The 18104-nt window shown below is 34.3% G+C and carries 15 protein-coding genes; 9 read left to right on the top strand and 6 right to left on the bottom strand.

The features are described 5' to 3' along the window. Window positions 1-151: 151 nt before the first annotated feature. Window positions 152-1318: an Lcl domain-containing protein gene (locus O4O04_RS02805; protein WP_272534039.1), complete on the top strand. Its 1167-nt coding sequence runs from the start codon at window positions 152-154 to the stop codon at window positions 1316-1318. Window positions 1319-1444: 126 nt separating this feature from the next. On the opposite strand, the gene O4O04_RS02800 is transcribed toward O4O04_RS02805, so the two are convergent. The 4 genes from O4O04_RS02800 to O4O04_RS02785 all read right to left on the bottom strand — a co-directional run bounded on the left by O4O04_RS02800 (window position 1445) and on the right by O4O04_RS02785 (window position 7310). Continuing rightward, on the bottom strand, window positions 1445-1702 hold the full coding sequence (locus O4O04_RS02800; RefSeq protein ID WP_272534037.1) for a hypothetical protein: 258 nt from the start codon (window positions 1700-1702) through the stop codon (window positions 1445-1447). Window positions 1703-1751: 49 nt separating this feature from the next. Then, window positions 1752-5015 carry an efflux RND transporter permease subunit gene (locus tag O4O04_RS02795; RefSeq protein WP_272534035.1) on the bottom strand — a complete coding sequence of 1088 codons (3264 nt, stop codon included), beginning with the start codon at window positions 5013-5015 and terminating at the stop codon, window positions 1752-1754. A gap of 4 nt (window positions 5016-5019) precedes the next feature. Continuing rightward, complete coding sequence (locus tag O4O04_RS02790; RefSeq protein WP_272534033.1) at window positions 5020-6531, bottom strand: TolC family protein; 1512 nt, start codon at window positions 6529-6531, stop codon at window positions 5020-5022. Window positions 6532-6749: 218 nt separating this feature from the next. Next, window positions 6750-7310: a TetR/AcrR family transcriptional regulator gene (locus tag O4O04_RS02785; RefSeq protein ID WP_272534031.1), complete on the bottom strand. Its 561-nt coding sequence runs from the start codon at window positions 7308-7310 to the stop codon at window positions 6750-6752. Window positions 7311-7417: 107 nt separating this feature from the next. Here O4O04_RS02785 and O4O04_RS02780 point away from each other — a divergent pair, with 107 nt between their 5' ends. Together O4O04_RS02780 and O4O04_RS02775 are read left to right on the top strand one after the other, a co-directional pair. After that, complete coding sequence (locus O4O04_RS02780; protein WP_272534029.1) at window positions 7418-8164, top strand: SDR family oxidoreductase; 747 nt, start codon at window positions 7418-7420, stop codon at window positions 8162-8164. 158 nt (window positions 8165-8322) lie between these two features. Next, window positions 8323-8556 (top strand): YgaP family membrane protein, encoded by a 234-nt coding sequence (locus O4O04_RS02775; RefSeq protein ID WP_272534027.1) that lies wholly within the window; start codon window positions 8323-8325, stop codon window positions 8554-8556. A gap of 46 nt (window positions 8557-8602) precedes the next feature. Here the strand turns inward: O4O04_RS02775 and O4O04_RS02770 are convergent, their stop codons facing one another. After that, the gene (locus O4O04_RS02770) at window positions 8603-9829 is read right to left on the bottom strand and encodes a hypothetical protein (protein ID WP_272534026.1); all 1227 of its coding nucleotides are present in this window, start codon (window positions 9827-9829) and stop codon (window positions 8603-8605) included. A 479-nt stretch (window positions 9830-10308) separates the two neighbouring features. On the opposite strand from O4O04_RS02770, the gene O4O04_RS02765 reads away from it, so the two are divergent. The 5 genes from O4O04_RS02765 (at window position 10309) to O4O04_RS02745 (ending at window position 15762) form a co-directional block, all read left to right on the top strand. After that, window positions 10309-11604, top strand: coding sequence for a discoidin domain-containing protein (locus tag O4O04_RS02765; protein ID WP_272534025.1), 1296 nt, complete (start codon window positions 10309-10311; stop codon window positions 11602-11604). 2 nt (window positions 11605-11606) lie between these two features. Beyond that, complete coding sequence (locus O4O04_RS02760) at window positions 11607-12872, top strand: hypothetical protein (RefSeq protein ID WP_272534024.1); 1266 nt, start codon at window positions 11607-11609, stop codon at window positions 12870-12872. Then, window positions 12862-13722, top strand: a complete 861-nt coding sequence (locus tag O4O04_RS02755; RefSeq protein WP_272534022.1) for a VanW family protein — start codon at window positions 12862-12864, stop codon at window positions 13720-13722. The genes O4O04_RS02760 and O4O04_RS02755 overlap by 11 nt, the downstream gene beginning before the upstream one ends. A 14-nt stretch (window positions 13723-13736) precedes the next feature. After that, window positions 13737-14429: a M15 family metallopeptidase gene (locus tag O4O04_RS02750; RefSeq protein WP_272534020.1), complete on the top strand. Its 693-nt coding sequence runs from the start codon at window positions 13737-13739 to the stop codon at window positions 14427-14429. A gap of 181 nt (window positions 14430-14610) precedes the next feature. Continuing rightward, window positions 14611-15762 carry a pirin family protein gene (locus tag O4O04_RS02745; protein WP_442915924.1) on the top strand — a complete coding sequence of 384 codons (1152 nt, stop codon included), beginning with the start codon at window positions 14611-14613 and terminating at the stop codon, window positions 15760-15762. Between the two features lie 90 nt (window positions 15763-15852). On the opposite strand, the gene O4O04_RS02740 is transcribed toward O4O04_RS02745, so the two are convergent. Continuing rightward, complete coding sequence (locus O4O04_RS02740) at window positions 15853-17238, bottom strand: NAD-dependent epimerase/dehydratase family protein (RefSeq protein WP_272534018.1); 1386 nt, start codon at window positions 17236-17238, stop codon at window positions 15853-15855. A gap of 114 nt (window positions 17239-17352) precedes the next feature. Between O4O04_RS02740 and O4O04_RS02735 the strand changes: the two genes are divergently transcribed. Then, window positions 17353-18051, top strand: coding sequence for a S1C family serine protease (locus tag O4O04_RS02735; RefSeq protein ID WP_272534017.1), 699 nt, complete (start codon window positions 17353-17355; stop codon window positions 18049-18051). Window positions 18052-18104: the final 53 nt, after the last annotated feature.

Below are 18104 nucleotides of genomic sequence, written 5' to 3'. Positions count from 1 at the left end.
CAATTTATTGACATTATTTTAAATTGCGAATATAATACCATTTATAATTGAGCGAACCAATTGTATAAAAAAAATCTATAATTATATTAATTTTATCGCTTACGCAGACTTGCAATCTTCCTGAAATTGATAAAACAATTTGGATTCTCAGTTGATTATAAGTCTGACACGAAATAGAAACTCCTCAGAAAATAATCAGTCCGTTCCAACTCAAACGGCAGAAACTGCAAATATCACATTTAGTCCAGCTAGAAATTCGGTTCTATTGTATAATGGAACAGTAACGTTATCCACTGATATCGAAGGTTTATCAATTTATTATACTACAGATGGAAGCACTCCATCTAATAATTCTACTCTTTATGCAAATCCTTTGTTACCAAATCAGCAATTTCCTGGGAAAATAATAAAAGCCATTGCAGTGTCAAGTAATGGAAGCACTAGTTCTGTTTTCGAATCTCAGTATTTTTATCCAATCCTGAAATCAGGTCAAAATAAATGCTACAATCTGATTTCCAATAATATGGAGACTTGTAAAGAAACGGATCATTCAGGACAAGATGGATTTATCATGGCTGGACACGATAGATCATTCAATTCATTGCAATCATCTGCTGATTTCCCTTCCGATATTATAACGACAGGTAATGTATTGGGAAATGTTTGGACAGCTAATAACTTAGGGAGCACATGTGTTACTTGTGTAAATCCATATACTCCATATAAATGGAATGATGCGACCAATTTCCCAAATACATTTGCAGGTGGGTATTATTGGGTTAACGATAATTATCCGATCAATGTAACATATGAATCTATGCTTGGTTATGTGAATTGGGCTTTGACTGGAGGCGGTAATACTGGAACAAGACCCGTTCGTTGCGTTTCAGGAGACGCAAAAGTAAATTCCCTCTCGGACTTAGGCAACGGAACAATTCTGGACAATTTGTACGGATTGCTATGGACAAAATGCCTTGATGGTGAAGACCCAGTGTCTTGTGTCGGAACTGCAAACACTCATACTTATGCCCAAGCCTTAAACTATTGCAATTCTAAAAATTTAGACGGCAGAACATGGAGACTTCCAAACGCTTATGAGCTAGAGACATTAGTTGATCTCACTTCTGCTACAGCGCCGTATATAAAAGGTGCGTCTTTATTCTCAGCAGGTCTAGGTACTGGATCAATCAATAGTTCAAGTACTTACCCGAACACAAACACAGATGTGATCCGGTTGGCGACCGCAACAGGACAACTAGCAGGTGCAGGAAACTTGAAATCTACACCTAACTATACTTTTTGCGTAACAAACTTTTAATCCAGATTACAATTTTTATCTGATAAATATAAAACAATATTAATAGAAATATTCGATGAATTGCACAATAACTCAAATCCCTAAAATCATTAATTTTACTTACTCTACTCTTTAACAAAAGTTATTTTAAACTGTGAAACGCGCTATTTGAAGATTATTTCCACATATAGTAAAACTAGTATCAGAGTATGTGAATGAGGAGTTTGATTCTGTTATTAAATTTGGACAATTGCCATTTGCAGCTAGCTGAGCTAAGATAAGCAGATCAATATTCTTATTTCCTGAAATCGGAATCCCGGAAATTAAATCATCCTTTGATTCAGACTCACAATTTAAATTGAACAGAATGAGTATTATTAGCATCAAAACTCTAAATATTTTCATGAATTTCTCCACTCAACACACTATATTTGTTATAGTCTATGAACAAGGATTATTTATTCGATGAACTAATCTCTCTCCAACGACTCTCACCTACAAACCAATAGTACAAAACGGGTACCGCAAATCTACTTAACAGAGTTGCAGCTACTTCACCAAACATCAAAGAAATAGCTAACCCATTAAAAATTGGATCAAACAACATAATAAAAGCTCCAGCTACAACTGCTGCAGCTGTAAGAAGCATCGGTCTAAAGCGAATCAAACCTGCATTGATTACGGCAGTTTTAATTGCGATATCGGACTTAATTTCTTGCTCAATAAAATCAACCAATATGATCGAATTTCGAACTATGATTCCCGCTCCTGCAATGAAACCGATCATAGATGTTGCAGTAAAATATGAGCCCAAAATCGCATGACCCGGCAAAATCCCAATCAAGGTTATTGGAATCGGTATCATTATAATCAAAGGAACGGTGTAGCTTCGAAACCAACTAAGAACCAGAACATAAATCAATAGCATCACTACAGCAAACGCACCACCCAAATCTCGAAAAACCTCATAAGTAATAAACCACTCACCATCCCATTTTACTACGGGCTTTGATGTATTCCAGGGAACATCTGAAGTTTGAGTTTCGTACTGAATGTTCGGTGTAAGCTTTAACATTCCATATACGGGTGCTTCTTCGCTACCAATGAATTCATTAAAAATATATTCAACTGGTTTTAAATTTTTTCTATATAAAGTTTCACTTGAAACAATTTTTGGAGAATCAAGTACTGATTCAACTTCAACATAACCTGATTCTACCGAAGGAATTCTCTGTCCACGAAAGGGAGAAGAACTTGCTCTTCGCACAGGATCATATGCTAAATCAATAAATACCTCTTCAGGATGTTTTGATTCTTTCAAAGTATAAAGACCATTTTCTTGAAATAAGTAATTTCCCGTGTAACCGACCATATCTGCTCGAGCACCGATCAATCCGCCTTTTCCATGGTTGTAAGAATAAACCTGTCTTTCTCTGCCAGGACGTAACGATGAATCAAGATCAACTACGGAAGATTCTTTTGCAAAAATATCTAAAAGTTCCTGAGTAACCTTTCTTCTAGTCGCTCGATCGGGTCCATAAATTTCAGTCACTAATGTAGCGAGAACTGGTGGACCTGGAGGAATTTCAAGAATTTTGGCAATCGTTTTATTCTTAATAGCAAATTCTCCAACCATAGGTCGAAGCGATTCAATAATTTCATGACTCGAATCAGATCTTTCAGATTTGTCTATGATGACAATTTGTAGATCTACCATATATTCTTGATTTCTGAGAAAAGTATGTTTTACCATTCCTGAGAATGAGAAAGGAGCACTCTCGCCTGAATGAATTTGGACTTTCTCAATATTATGATTTTTTAATATATTTTGACTCAATTGTTTTGCCAATTCTATAGAAGTCTCACGACTAGATCCCGTTGGAAAATCCAATAATATCTGAAACTCATTTTTATTGTCAAAAGGCAACATTTTAACTTTAACAGCTTTCGTCGCAACTAGGCTGAATGACATAGCCATCAATACACCAATCAGAATAAAGAATCCGACTGCCTTTTTCTTAGATGTCAAAAGTGAATCTATTACTTTAATATAAATCAAATCAAGTTTTGATTTTTGAATACTTGACGTATGGTTGGTGTCATTTTCATCTTCAGCATTGTGCTTTTTCAATAACCTTGCAGCAGCCCAAGGCGTTACTGTAAAAGCTATAAAAAGAGAGAGTATCATCGCAAGACTTGCACCAACAGGAATAGGCTTCATATAAGGACCCATCAATCCACGAACAAAAGCCATAGGAAGGATCGCGGCGATTACCGTAAATGTCGCAAGTATTGTGGGATTGCCAACTTCAGCGACGGCTGCGATTGTAGATTGAAGAATACTTCGTTTAGGATAAGTCTTAAGATGTCGTTCGATATTCTCAACAACCACAATCGCGTCATCAACGAGTATCCCGATGGAAAAAATTAGAGCGAATAAGGTTACTCTGTTCAAAGTGTAACCCATGAAATAATAAATTGCCAGAGTTAAAGCAAGTGTAACAGGAATCGCTATCGATACGACTGCAGAAGCTCGCCATCCCATCCAAATCGCAATCAATGCAGCTACAGAGAAAGTAGCGATCAACAAATGCTCAATAAGTTCCATAGATTTATCACCAGCAGTCGAGCCATAGTCTCTCAAGACACTAAATTCCACATCATCAGGAAGACCTGTTGAAAAAAGTTTAGCGCGCTCAATTAGATCCTGCGAAAGCGGAACAACATTCGTTCCTTTTCTTTTGCTAAAAACTATAGAGACTGCAGATCTTTCCGTAAAAACATTGCTAATTGAGGAATTATTTGTATTCTTTTGATCTAGAATTTTGTCATAAAGAATTGATAATTTATTTCTCTCTTCGGGTCCGTCTGCAACCTCTGCAATATCCCGAATCCTAATAATACGACCTCCTCGTTGGGCTAACGCGATATTTCGAACATCTTCTGCTGAAGAAACCCGTCCCTGCACTTCAACATCCATCACATTCGTTTCATTCCAGTTTTTTCCTGCTGGAATTCCAATGTCATTTTTTTTGAGAGCTTCAGCAATCTCAAGGATTCCGATTCCATAATTTATTGAATTCGTTGCGTTAACTATTACTCTAATGGCTCGCTTGCGACCACCGAATAGTTCAATCTTGCTGAGATCTGGAGTTGATGATAATTCTCTAGCTAATGGTGCTACTTCAGTTCTCAATGAATAATCATCGCGAGTTTTAGAGCTGAATGTCAAAGTCAGAAATGGAACATCGTCAATTGTATGTGAAGTTATTTTCGGTGCTTTCACATTACTCGGAAGCGTTCCATAAACTTCCATAATTTTATGATGAATCTTAACAAGTGAAGGTTCCACTTCTTGTCCTACCAAAAACCTAACTGTTATCAGACTAAAATGTGGTGAACTGGATGAATATACATATTCAACGCCATCTAATCCCCAGACAGCTCGCTCAATTGGCTCAGTAACCTTTCTCTCAACTTCCTCAGGTTCAAAACCCGGTGCCGGAATAAATATATCGATCATTGGAACAGAGATCTGCGGTTCTTCTTCCTTCGGAGTAAAGTATACTGCAAGCAATCCAAGTAGCAAACTTCCAACGATCAAAACTGGAGTTAATTTAGAATTAATGAATCTATTCGTAAGATTTCCAGCAAATCCAAGTTCATTTTCCGAATTGGATTGCCCAATAGAAGATTTATTTTTTTTATTCGTTTCCATTTTTTTAATTATCCTCTGTCAAATTATTCAAATTTAGGTTGATCGTTCCACTTGACAACGCATACATTTCCGCTCGAGTTATTACAAATTCCTTTTCCAAGTTAGCTCTATCAAGGGTTAGATCTATACATCGCGCTATTACTTCGGACATTTGCATCGCATTGATAGATCCATTTGCAAACAATTTTCGAGAATTAATAACTTGTTCGTCCATAAATTTGCTGCTATCTTCAATTAATTTTATTTGTTTCTGAATACTTATTATTCTTTGCCTTAGGTCTTTTTTCTTAGCATCTTCCGAACGAATTTGATCTCTTGCTCTATCTAAGTTAGCTTCCGATTTTAATTTCGCTTCTTGATAACTTCCAAGATCCTCTCCATTATAGAGATTCATTTGAACATAAAATCCGACATTATATGCGGATGAAGTGTTTCTTGATCCGCTATAAAGATTGGATTCACCATACAATCCTAATTTTGGCAGAAATTTAGCTTTTTCGATTTCGGACATTCTGCTACTGCTTTCGGCATACAATTGCATTGCGCGAGCTAGGTATGATATTGTTTCTGCTTCAGTAAATTTTTCTTTAGTTCCATGATTATACGGAAGATGTTTATCAAGAAATTGTTGAATAGGTTCCATTTGTACATCCCAGTTTTCATTGAGATCAATTGAGACAGAATTGATATGTCCAATTATAGATTTTTTTCTTGAATCAACCTCCTCTTCTAATGCAATCACTCGATTCTTAAGTGTTTTTAAACCCAATAATCCAGAGTATCCAACAGGATTAGATCTAGAACCTATCTGATATGAACCAAGAATTCCATTAATTTGAGATATTATTTTTTCCAAATTCTGTTTATAATCATTTAACACTATTGTCTGCGCATATAAACCAGCATTAGTAGAGTATTCACTTAATATTACAGATTTTTTTTCAAATTTTTTAGCACTTGAAATGAGATCATATGACTCAGCTAGATTTGATTTGCTACCACCTTCATAGATAGGCAAATCCAATCCCAAAGTTCCTCGTTGGTATGTGTTTGCACCAGGATAGTTCAATGTGTCCGGTGCTAAAAGATTTAAAGTATTAGAATTTAGATTTGTATACGGTTGATTGTTCGAATCTAAATAATTTCCAATTTGGTTTCTCGAACTTTGCGTTGAGAAATCTGATTGTCTCACATCCCTCTGTCCAAGCTTGGAAAAAAAATTCACGGCTGGATCATTACTATTAAAGATCCTTGCATCTAAATATATTCGGGGATGCCAATGACGAGCATAGCGATCACGTCCCGACTCGGCAGCAAGTGACTCCTTTTCTAGAGCCATGATATTGAATGAATGCTTCTGAATAGATAAAGAAATATCGGCAAATTGGATTGCTTGGACAGGCGATTGAGTTGAGGTTTTTTCCTCAGCTATAATTCCGCTAACGATTCCAATTAATGCTATGTGAAATAATATACCAAATAAATGAACCTTTTGTAATTTCGGAAATTCATTCATACTCTACTCCTTGAATCAAAATCCTCGATCAAAAATTTAAACTTCTTCAATCGGGATCATTTATTTGACTCTTATATACCATAGGGGGTATAGTATATTTTTTCGTAAATCTAAATTCTTATAAGAATTTTACATTTCGGATAGATTAAAAATGGGAATTTGCTTATATTGTGCCATTTTAATACTTAAAAATTGAACTTTGTCGTCAAAAGATCGATTTATCTACTTTTGATTTTAAAATTTTTTAAATATTCCAGGAACAAATGAATCTTTTCTGTTGGATCAGCAGATTCATCTAAATTCAATTCTATGCTAATCCCGGAATTGAACGAAGATATCATTTCCGCAACCTTTTCTGGATTGAAGACTCGTTCGGATTCTAAATTTTGAATCAATAGATCTTTGGATTTTTTGGAATATTCAATTATTAGATTTTTTGTATTCTTAGGCAGTATTGAGATTTCTCGAATCGCATTCACCACAAAGCAACCTTTCAGTTCAGCAAATGTAGATCCAAATTTTAAATAGTTTTCAATATTCTTCCACCCAAGTGGCTCTACTCTTAGTGTTTCAACAATGGTATTGGTTTCCAGATAGAATCTGAGACTTTCTAAATATAAATCTTCTTTATTCTTAAATTCAGAATAGAGTCCTGATTTATTTACCCCAGTTGCGCTCTCTATGTCATGAAGGCTTGTATCAGCAAATCCTTTCTTCCAAAAAACCGGTACCAATTTCTCCAAAACCTCTTCGCGCTGAAAACATTTAGTCCGACCCATGCTTCCTATACTTTATTTTGAACCGAAAAGTTCAATTAAAAACTTGCAAAAAAATGATCATAAAATATATTGAACCGAACGGTTCATTTTAAACCAAGGAGAGTATTATGAGACTAAAAGGAAAAATCGCATTGATCACTGGTGGAAATTCGGGTATCGGATTGGAAACTGCGAAACTATTTAAAAAAGAAGGTGCACAGGTAATCATTACAGCTCGCTCGCAAGAGAGCTTTGATAAAGCGACTTCGGAATTAGGAGACCAATTTGACATTGTAAAAACTGATGTATCGAATCTAAAAGAGCTCGATAGTCTTTATAAGCATATTGATACAAAGTATAATAAACTGGACATTTTGTTCGCTAATGCTGGTGTTGCGTATTTCAAACCTACATCAGATGTAGATGAAAATTTCTTTGATCAACAATTTGATACCAATGTAAAAGGTCTATATTTTACAGTATCAAAAGCACTTCCATATTTCAATCAAGGAAGCTCTGTAATTCTCAATGCAAGCGTAGTTGCTAATAAAGGATTTCCTGGTAGCAGTGTCTATGTTGGAACAAAAGCAGCTGTTCGAAGTTTTGCGAGAGGTTGGACTTCAGAAATTCCAGTTGATCAGATAAGATTTAATGTTTTGTCTCCCGGTGCGATTGATACTCCTATCTATGAAAAATTAGGAATGCCTCCGGAGAATCTGAAAGAATTTGCAAATAATATGATTGCTGGAATCCCTGCTAAAAGATTTGGAACCAGTGCTGAGATGGCAAAGGTTGCGCTCTTTCTAGCAAGTGAAGAATCAAGTTATATTGCAGGAGCCGATATAATTGCCGATGGTGGGTATGGACAGATTTAAAATGCTCAACTCAATAACCTAGCTTGCAAAGTTCCAAAATACTCTAACTCATCCAATAGAAATTTTTATATAAAAAATAAATTGACCCTATAGTGGGAAGATGGATTTTGGAACTCATATACCATACACAGTATAGTATATGAGGAGATCGTTGCTTTATGTTTCTACTAAAAACCGATTCTTGGTATCTGGAACGCGTGGTTTGGCTAATAGCCGGTATATTTATTTTAACGAGTATCACACTCGGATTGCTGGTTCATCAGTATTGGTTTATTCTAACAGGTCTAGTTGGAATCAATTTGATTATCCTATCTATAACTGGATTCTGTCCTATGACAATGATCCTTCATAGATTTGGTCTCAAATCAAAAATTGAAATCTCAGCGGAATAAACATCGACTATGATTTAAAAATTCTGGGATTTATAATCTAATATTTTTATTGATTGTAATATCCCTTTACTCTGTTTCCAAGATTTAAATAAATTGCATCGGTTGTATAATAACTTCTGATGAGAAAACTACTCATTGTTGGCTTCCAATCGATCGCTTTAGGAACACCAAGAAAAGACTCACCTCCAGGATAAACTCTTGTATTTCCCTCTAATGAAATTTCACCAGATGGAAGAATCCTGGAGCGCTGCCAACTCGTTCCTTTCACTATGGTATTCCACAGACTTGTTTTCCATTCTTTGTCTTCCTCTAATATAGAAAATATGCCTATAGCAACATTATTTGCTACACCTTGATAACTACTATCCCAACCGCCACCTTCTAAGAAATAACCGTCATTTGTAATTTTTGCAATTCCTAATTCCGCAAACTCCTTTCCAGCTTGGAGTAAATCATCGCGATCCAGCCAAATTCCCAAACTATAAAAAGCTAATGAATTAAAAAAGAGGCGATTAGGAGCATTTTGGTCTCCAATTTGAAGTGTCTGCTTTTGAGAAAGCAACCAAGTAGCAGCTAAATCAATCTTAGGTCTTAGACTCTCAACTCTAGATTTAAAAGACGCATTAGCGGACGAATTGTACCATTCACTCTGATTGAAATCTACCAGAGCTAAACCTAATGAAGAAAGGAAAAAAGATACACCGCTTGCAAAGTCCGCAGCGTTAGGAGTTTGTCCATTTAATTCATTCGGAACTACTATTTCAAAGTTTCCATCTTCTTTCTGATAATTGAAGGAATACTCTATTGCTTTGATTGTTGTATCAAGAACTGTTGGATTTCTACTAACCACTGAATAATCAGCTAAATTTTGGATACCAAATTGAAAGCGTACATGAAAATACGCTGATTTATTTCTTCCCATTGCACCGCTTGCATCGGGAGCTACGCTTTCAGCTAAACCTTCGATAATCTGCGAATCAAAACTACGCAACATTTCCAAGCGAGATTTATTCTGATAGGTTGTGATTTCTTCTCCAGGCACTGAATTAGCGATAAGAAAAAACAATCCAATATTATCATCGTTATCCTTAGGTTCGCATCCAATCGATAGAATTGTAAAAACTGTGATCACATAAATCTTTAATAAATATCGAAAATTAATTTTATGGGGACGATCCTTTGAATTTATTCTTCTATAAACCAAAAATGTATTTGAGATTGTGTTCATGAATTTGAGTCTTAGTGGCACACCTTTAAAAAATGAAATCTCCATAACAATCTCCTAAACAATAAATTGATTTTTAAACAAGTCAATGTTATACTTCTATCTTAACCCTTAGATCCAGATTCAATCCATCAAGTTTAGAATTTTCATATAGATAATTAAAATTAGTTTAAAAATCAGAATTTGATAAGAAAAATGATCTCAGAGATCGTATAATTATCCCTTCCATTTTATCGGATTTGATTCCGCAGCCTGCGTTATAATAAATACAATTTATACGGATAATTCAATATTAAGAAATCCTTATTCATCCACTTTGCGTCTAGATATCATTCATAAAAATTAACAATATGCAAATCTATTTATCGGTATTAGGAATGAAAATATCGTTATTCAATTAAGAAACCATCGAAATTCAAAAAAACTTCGCGAAAAACTCAAAATAATTGCTATGCTCGAAGAAATAAGTAAATTTTTTCTTGAATGACTTTCCAATTTTTCAATAGATAGGAAAAGAGAGGGCTTCTATGAAAATTATAAAAATAATATTTTTACTTCTATTCTTAGCTTTTTGTAAAGAGAAAAATTTCGAAAATTCAATAATCATTGAGAGAATACAAGCCTCATCATCCGCGTTGGGCACTAATCCAATAGATATTTTCAAGAAAGGAAAATCTTGGAAACCTGAAACAAGTTTAGATGGCATCACTATTTTTTTTACGAGCGCAACCAATTGGAATAAACCTGGTTTGATAGATGGAAAGGCAACCTATAATCAATATTCAATAGTTTGTCAAAATCCTGATGGATGGGTCGATGTCTATATAAATGGAAGTTATGAATCTAGATCCAACTGTTCTAATACCAATCCACAAACCAATCGATCCATTGGAGTTCATGTGCTTTACTTACTTCCCTCGACTGGAAATGGAATTGAAGATGTTTCATTTTATAAAAATAATACAAAATTAGAAGTAGTTTATCCGGAACCCATCGAAGGTGAAGTAACTGCAAGTAGCACTCTACCGAATTATCCAAGCTATGCATTATTTGATGGTAGTGTTGATTTCGCTTGGGTGGAAGGTGCAAAATCAAGCGGAATCGGTGAATTTTTCCAATTGAAATTAGCCGATGAAATTGAACTTGCTGGAATCGAAATTTTCAACGGCTATCAGAGATTAGATGAATTATTCTACAAGAATGGTTCCGTTACTGAACTTTTAATTTCCAATGGTCAAGATTCTTTTGCCGTTCCAGTCGAAGATAAACAAGGCGGACAGAGGATATTTTTTTCCAAACCCATCTCAGGCAATAATTTCAAATTCACCATTCAGAAAGTTAGACGGGGCAAAACTTGGGACGATACGATCATTGCAGAAGTAATTCTTTTGGGCAAAGATGGAAAAAGATTTACAATTAAGGATGCAAATGTCGAAAAATTCAAAAAATCAATTCAAGAACAAAGCAAAGGAACAATTCTAGAAAACCTAACTAACAAAGCTTTTATCGGTGATATGGAAGAAGGTAGATTAGATTACGTTTTCAGATCTAATGGATCATTTGTTATATGGCGAGATGACTCTTTAGATAAAAGAGTTCTTGATGGAAATTGGGTTATTCTCTCAGCAGATGATAAACAAGCTAAGATAAAAATTTTTGGCCGAGATCATGAAGTATTAACGATTCTTGAAGAGAACGATACACAATATTCGGAAACCAAAAAGGAATCCTCAACGATAATATTCAGTGATACTTTAAACATTACTAAGAATGAAAGCAATGAATTAGAATTGATTGGAAATAAAATCCAGATTTCCAATTAAAGTTGCTTTTCGGAAAAGATATATACTGGTACGGAATTCAAGCAATTTCGATTATTGAAGAAGGAACTTTACATTCTAATGATATTTCACCGGTTTTTTATATTGTTTCATTCATATTTCGTTTTATTGGAATAAATGAAACTGCACTTCTATTTTTTCAAATAACAACTGCTATTTGGTTAGTCTTTTCCATTGCTATAGCGAGAAGGTTTTATTTTCAAAAAATTTATAATTCAAAAATCTTTCTACCTTCATTTTCAATTTTATTAGTAGCTTTTTTATATCCTAAGCAAGCATGGTCTTTAGGATTTTTAATTATAGGAATTGGCTTTTTTTATTTAACTAGACCGGTTATAAGGATCATTGGCTCCGCATTGTTTTTTGGATTGTCAGTTTGGTTTCATGTTATGGTCGGATTTATAGGACTGGGAATTTTTGTTATATATTTTATTCCAAAATATTTATATCCCTTATTAATAATTTTCGCATTAATTTTTTCATACATATTGCCTGAGAATAGCAATTCTAGATTTTATAAAGGTGAAGACAGCATTCCTATAATCGCGGCATTCGGATTAGTAGGTGCTGGAATTATTTGGGAATGGATTTATGTACTTATCATTAACCAGTCAAATGCAGATCAAATCAAACGTAGCTTATCTTTTATTGGTTTATTACTCCTTATACCTCTCTTGCATTTTGCAGATATACAATTTCGATTTCTTTTAAGTCTCATAATAATATCACAAATTTTTTTTCCATTCAATAAATTAAATTTGCTTATCTGGTTAATAGGGAGTTTTCTCTGGATTCATACTTTTCTAACTCGTCCAGATCTATTCCGCTATTCCTACGAAGAATTTATTTTTCCATCCGAAAAAATTTCGCTTATCCCGGACAACGGATTGCTGATAGCACACCATGGGTTTTGCGAATTCTATCATTTTCATTTTAGAAAAGACTGTTTATCTTGGAAACCAGATGATAAAGCAAATGCAGAATTACCTCATGGCAAAAAAATCTATCGAGCAATCTATGGCTTACGATTAGAAAATCTTCAGTCAAGTAAGGATGAACAGAAGAAGTTAATTTTTTCTTATATTGAGCCGTTTGGTAATTACTTATTAGTTAATGAGGAAGAATGGGATCACTACTTAATGATTCTTGAAAAACGTAATTCAAAATATTTAACAATTGCAAAATCCTGGAGAAATCCATATAGGTTAAGACCGGGTTTTATTAACAGGAAACATACTTATGGTTTTTAAGAAAATAAATTCCAATATTCCTAAGACCTATAGAAAAATTAATAGAGGGTTTATTAGAATTTTTTTTGGAAAAATATTTTATAAATGCAAACGATATTTTGTTTGGTTGCTTGAGTCGAAAAATTATGCTAAAGACTTAGTATCAAAATCAATATGTGAGGAAAAATTTCCTATAGTAATCTTTGAGCATAGTTCTCCAATATATAGAAAGTTAAAAAACGTACCGCAATATTTGCAGGAGAATAAAAAAATTAACTTGGAACTAGCTATCTTGAATTTGGATGGCCTAGTGATAAATCCGAATCAAGTATTTTCATTTTGGTATTCGGTAGGTAAACCTAAGAAATCAAAAGGTTATCTGCCAGGTATGCAACTCCAAAATGGATCCTTTATCGAAAGTACGGGTGGAGGTTTGTGCCAGATGGCGAATTTAATTTATTGGATGACTCTCCATAGCCCATTGGAAGTAAAAGAACGTTGGCGCCACAGTTTTGATATTTTTCCAGATTCGGAGAGAACTTTACCTTTTGGATCAGGCGCGACAATCTCTTACAATTATATAGATTTGCAAATTAAGAATACGACAAAGAATTCATTTTGCTTACATATTTGGATTGATAACGATCAGTTAAAAGGTGAATGGAGATCCGATATAGAAATTCCTTATGAATATCAAGTCTATGAATCTGAACATGGATTCTATTCTGAACCTTGGGGTGGATATACTAGAAGAAATAAAATTCGGAGGAAAACCACTTCAAAACTAACTGGACAATTAATTGAAGATAGGTTAATTACAGAAAATATGGCTTGGATGATGTACGAACCTTTATTGGAATCAAAGGTATGATAGAATAGATTTGTATGAATATAAATATTTATTTAATTACTCATATTTTACTTTTCATTTTTTTTACACAAATTGCTGCGCAAACAAAAAAGAATCACCTCAATGTTTTGGACAAAAAGAATTATAAACTTTCGGTTAAATTGCAGCCAGAAAAGGAATTGGTTGATTTAGAGTTATTCATCCCAGACTTAATATTAGATATACGCTATGCAACCAAAAATAATTTCACTAAACAAGTAATTTATAATCAACCAAAAGCATTTGCCCGTAAAAATGTTGCGAAGGATTTATCTAAAGCTCAAAAAGAGTTTTTGAAACTAGGTTACGTTTTAAAAATTTTCGATGCGTACAGACCTTACTCTGCAACAGTTCTATTTTTTGAAATTATCGGGGACACTCGTTATGTTGCATCACCGGCGAAAGGTTCAAAACATAATCGAGGTTGCGCAATCGACTTAACATTATCAAATTCAAAGACATTAGAAGAACTGAATATGCCTACAGAATTTGATTCTTTTCGCAAAGAAGCTTGGTCGAATTACCCTTTAAAGGATCGAAATCAAATAGAAAACCGATCCTTACTTATAAGTATCATGTCTCAATATGGTTTTCAAGTTAATCCAACTGAATGGTGGCATTTTGACCATCAATCCTGTAAAGGTTTTGAGTTGTTGGACGTTACCTTTGAGGATTTGCAAAATAACTAATTCTACATGTAGATAATCAATCATTGAAGATCATAGATTTTAAAATTTAAGCGCAATTTTGACAAAAATTAGTTTGACATTGAACTAATTCATCCTTATTCTTGTCTAATTAACAGCTATGAAATTGATTCTGAGAAATGAGAAATCTATCTTGAATTTGAGATTGATTAGTGAATTATAAATGTTGAACAAAAGTATATCAAGATCTGGGTTTCTGAAAGGACTTTTCCTAAGCATAGCAGGTCTATCCGTACCAGGATTCTATATTAGAAATTATTTATTGCAGAAATCATCAAAAGAGGCATCAATTATGAAAATCAATTCTATACAAGGCATTGCTAAACTAGGATTTCAATGGCCAACATCAGATCCCTTTTTATTCTGTGTGCATCATGAAGATTATTATCCAAAAGGCAATGCTAATTTTGGTCCCAATGCATCACTTGCCGGTCGTGATCTAGGTCAAGATTTTGCAGGAAAAGACGGATGGCGAATGTATCATGGCGATAAAGTACCTGGATTTCCAGGGCATCCACATCGAGGGTTTGAAACTGTAACGGTTGTTCAGCGAGGATTAGTGGATCATGCCGATTCTCAAGGTGCATCGGGAAGATACGGCGATGGAGATGTTCAATGGATGACAGCTGGATCGGGCATTCAACATTCTGAAATGTTTCCTCTATTGCAATCAGAATCTGAGAATACACTGGAACTTTTTCAAATTTGGATGAATTTACCATCGAAAAGTAAATTTGTAGATCCGCATTTTTCAATGTTATGGAAAGAGAAAATCCCAGTATTAGAAATCAAGGATCAAAATAACAATAAAACCAAAATTAAGTTAATATCTGGAGTATTTCAAAACATGAATTCTTTGAATCCTCCTCCTAATTCTTGGGCAGCTGATCCAAAAAATGAGGTAGTGATTGCAATTATCGAAATGGAATCCAATGCAATATTTAACTTGGATAAGGCGAGTCCTGGAATCAATCGAAATCTATATTTTTTTCAAGGGAAAGATATAAAAATAGACGATCAAGATATTCCAGAATATCATCGTATCACACTTCAATCTGATGCAGATGTTAAAATTGAAAATGGCAAAACAACGAGTAAATTTCTTCTTCTGCAAGGAAGGCCAATTGCGGAACCTGTTGCACAGTATGGACCTTTTGTAATGAATACTAGAGAAGAGATTGAACAAGCATTCAATGACTATAGAAAAACAGAATTTGGCGGATGGCCATGGCCAACTCATGAACCAGTACATTCACAAAATAAAGGAAGGTTTGCAAAATATGCCGATGGAAAAGAAGAATTTCCCGTCAGCTAACAACAATCATTGTAATTTCCTTACTTTGTTGTCAACTTTTGACAATTTACTTATGTTAAAAATTCAGTTTTCACATTCAAAATTAAATTTCTAATTTTTTTGAAATTGTTTTAAATGTCTGCCAAAACTTAACATCACCAATCTATGTATTGGAGCTTGAGTAAGTATATAAATATACCAAGGTAAGGAAGGTACAAATTCATGGATCGCAGTCAAAGTGTACATCTTGTTCTGCACTTGACGAAACTCTAGCCAGCCTGTATCACCAGTTTTCGATAAAAATCCTCCAATAATATGGAATTTTTGCCGATCTTCGTCAAAATTTCCAGCTATATATTGAAGTTCTAATAATGGCTTTTTCCAAAAAGAGAATCTAAAGGCAACCTTGGATGAAGTTTCTTCCACATCAACCCTGATCAATGATCGAAATATATGCGGAAGCCACCGCATATACTCACGAGCTATCCAGTCGCTGTTTTGATGGGTTAAAGAAGGGAGTCTCTGAATAGAACGAACACTTTTTCGATGTTTTATTTTTCTTTTTGGACGACTGACATCTTGATTCATTTTTCTAAAGGATTTTTCTTCATGCTTTAGTACTTCATTAATCATTCTTTCAAAACTTGTGTATTGAATTAGATTTTTTATAAGCGGATCCATTTCCGGCTGAGGTAGATCACATAACAAGCTATCGATGAGAGGTGACACCAATGAATAATTGGAATTTCCAAACCAAGTTACCCAAAGTTTACTGAAGCCTGTAGAATTTAAAGGAACAGGTATCATCAGCCTTTTGACTTTTAAAGCCTTAGCCATTATGACCATAAGGTCTCTATAGTTTAATTTTTCACCATTAACTAAATCAATAACTTTGTTTTTAAAAGCTGAATTGCGAATTGATTCAATCAAAACTGCAACTATATCATTTATATATATCGCTTGCGTCTTAGATGTTGTCCATTGCGGTAGAATCATAGCGGGTAAATTCTTAACTAAGGTTTTCAGTATTTCAAATGAAGATCCCCCCGAACCAACGATCATACCCGATCGAAGAACGGTAACAGGAATTCCACTCGATTGCAATACGCCTTCTACTTCTCTACGGCTTTGCAAATGCTGACTGATAAATCCTTCTGGAATAATTCCTCCAAGATAAATGATATGATTCACTCGATTTGATTGACAAGATCTGGACAGATTGTCTGCAATAAGAAGGTCAGAGTCATGAAAATTCCCTTGAAATAATCTTGAGGAGGGCATCATAGAATGAACAAGATAGTAAACAATATCTATTCCAATCAAAGAATCTAATGTACTCTGAGCGCTAAAAAGTTCGCAATGCCTCCAATTAACATTTGGAGGTAAATTTGGAATCGGAGAACGTGAAAGAGCAAAAATTTCGTGATCCGTATTTGATAATTCTTTGATTAGATTGAGACCAATAAATCCACTGGCCCCTGTTACCGCTATCTTCATTTTACCTTGCCTTTACGTAACTTCAGAGGATCAGTTCATTAGACAATCTATTGCCAATCGAGAAACTACAATAATAAATAATCTTTAGTAAATTTTTATTTACAATAAGGGAGTTTGATTGTACCAATCTTGGATATGAGATTTTCTTTAGATTCAAAATTCATTTCAATATTCGTTATTCTACTAAATATTTTTATATTTAATTGCAAGAATTCATCCAGTGGATTCAGTAAAAACAATAAATTCAAGGATCATTCCATTTCCATTTATCGTGAAGCAGATGAAAGGCCAATCGCTTCAGGAGTTTTATTGAATAAAAATGGTTATGCGCTTACTGTGTTTCATGCTGTTACCGGATATGAAAATAAAATTTCAGTTAGTTATGCCAATTTTCAAAAACTAAAAGCAAAAGTAGTCGCAAAAGAATTCCTTTTTGACCTTGCATTAATCAAGATTCCAGAATTAGAGAATGAAGAAGGACTAGAGTTGTCAGATATTATTGATCGTGATAAATTATCCGTAGGAGATGATGTATATCAATTTTCATCTGCTTACGGTCTCAAAAATTCATTGTTTAAGGGATACATTTCCCATTTAAACAGAATTGAAACAGATATCACATATCCCCAGATTCCGTTTATTCAAACTAACGGACTATCCTTCCCAGGAAGTTCGGGATCTGGAGTGTTCACAATGTCCGGAGAATGCATTGGAATTCAAAGAGCTAATTTCGGATATGTGGTAGGCGGAAGCGTTGGGTTAGTAATTCCAGGAAGTTTCCTCAAATTATTTATTACGAACAATGTTCAGTAATTGTGACATCAAAATCTTTATACCAAATAGTATATAGTGAACGCTAAATATTG

The sequence above is a fragment of the Leptospira sp. GIMC2001 genome, assembly GCF_028462125.1.
Classification (GTDB): Bacteria; Spirochaetota; Leptospiria; order Leptospirales; family Leptospiraceae.
Note: the sequence above shows the minus strand (reverse complement) of the source record. Positions and strands in the feature narration are given on the sequence as shown.